This window comes from Psychrobacter sp. 1U2 (genome assembly GCF_051847575.1).
In genome coordinates this window covers 1-1,724 of sequence record NZ_JBPYDC010000123.1, presented here as the reverse complement: position 1 = coordinate 1,724, position 1,724 = coordinate 1, and the positions used below count along the sequence as shown (strand labels likewise).

Sequence of the window (1,724 nt, the reverse complement as noted above, 5' to 3'; positions counted from 1 at the left end):
CAGAATATAACCGTATTGACTATGACCAAGCTGAATACTATAACAAAATCGCTATTCAACGCGACGTTAAGTACTCTAGATATACTTTAGCGTTCTTATGTACTCATCATCTAAGAGACAAGTCTAAGATAGACGAAAGTATTGAGCTTTATAAAGAGGACTTGCTGGTAGAGAAAAACTGGGAGTCATCAACTGCTCTTTCTGGTATTTATCTCAATCCAGAAGAATTTGGTTCAGAGTTAAATTACATCAAAGCGTTGGCTTATGCCTATATCACTAGAGATATACGCAAAGACCTTGTTAATGATCCAGCAAATGAGATGTTCGAAAATGGAGAAGATGATCTCATTGAACTACTCCCTAGATCACTAACTCCCGAGCAATTAAAACAAGCTAAAGATCTATATTTAGAATTTATGGCAAAGATAAGTAGTGAACATAAAATTAATTAGGCAGGAAACTAATTAATGAAAGTAGGAGGTAAAAAGTTTTCGTAGGGTGCACTCCGCGCACCAACATATAAATTGGAAACAATAAAATGTAGGTACTTATTTAAGCAAATGAATCTACCCTAAGCTACTTATAAATATACTTTCGATTTAGAAGTTTAATTTTTCAATAGTGCGCTGGGCGCACCCTACGACTAATATCCGCGCTCGCGTTGCGGTAGAAGCTGCCCATGTCGATTACTGGTATAAGTTCGTCGGCCTAGATGGCAAAGTCATCGGCATGACCACTTATGGCGAGTCGGCACCTGCTAGCGACTTGTATAAAGAGTTTGGAATTACGGCTGACGCTGTGGTTGATGCGGTGAATAGTTTGGTTTAGAAGGATCGTAGGCTGCGGCTTTAGCCCAGCACTTAGCTATGATTTATAGTTGAGTTGATGACATTATTGAGCAGAGCTACTGGATTATTCTGGTGGCTCTTTTTTTATGGTTGGTTTTTGGTTTTAAATCATTAAAAATGAATTGATGGGTAGGTTAGTGTCGAGATACGAGACCCAAAGACTTATTAATCGAAACGTTGGGTGTCGCAAGCTTCATCCAACCTACGCGCTAACCGTTACTTCATAATAAAAGCCACATCAAAATCATGTGTTGGAATAAAGTTGGTCTCTTTAATCTCAAACGTCGTCGCGCTTACCTTTTTGACTTTACCTTTTCCTTTCCAGCAAAACGGCACTAATTCATCAGGGTCGCGTTCTACGGTAAGTTTAAAGTTGCTAATCGGTTTTGCCCAGTTAGCCCCTGTCTTCAGGATATAGCTTAGAGCGTGATAGGGCCGTCCGTTATTATTAAATCCTCGCTGAGTTGATTTATCTACACAAAAATCTGTAAATTGCTCCTCGTCCAAAGATACTGATCCACCGACCAATGGTGTATATGAATGCTTGATTTTGGTCGTAGCATTGGCTTTGAATTTTTGCTTCCAACTATAGATTACCTGCGAATCCCAAGGTATATAAAGACTTTCTCTATCATAGATGAACTTATCTAGTCCTTTATTATTACAATCTAAAAGCTGTTGATTGACATATTCAGTGTCAACTTGATACGTCCAAGGTCCCATCATATCGGCCTCATTAAGACCACAGGATTTGAATATTTCAGTCGTATCAATAGAGGTGTCCGCATAGGTTCTATCGCCATCTTTGACGACAATTGGACGCATAAAAGTACGGACATGCAGTGAAGTATCGATGGGTTGGTCATTGACCCACAG

General features: G+C 39.3%; 2 protein-coding genes and 1 pseudogene. 2 read left to right on the top strand and 1 reads right to left on the bottom strand.

Annotation, left to right across the window (positions count from 1 at the left end; translation table 11 throughout):
* Together ACS8FD_RS13725 and ACS8FD_RS13720 are read left to right on the top strand one after the other, a co-directional pair.
* Positions 1-452 (top strand): hypothetical protein (locus ACS8FD_RS13725; protein WP_439276283.1); only part of this gene is annotated, 452 nt, incomplete at its 5' end.
* Between the two features lie 193 nt (positions 453-645).
* Positions 646-828 (top strand): annotated as a pseudogene (locus tag ACS8FD_RS13720) (transketolase-like TK C-terminal-containing protein); the annotation flags it as partial.
* Between the two features lie 236 nt (positions 829-1,064).
* Here ACS8FD_RS13720 and ACS8FD_RS13715 read toward each other — a convergent pair.
* Positions 1,065-1,724: DUF4424 family protein (locus ACS8FD_RS13715; RefSeq protein ID WP_439276282.1), on the bottom strand; the 660-nt coding region annotated here is incomplete at its 5' end.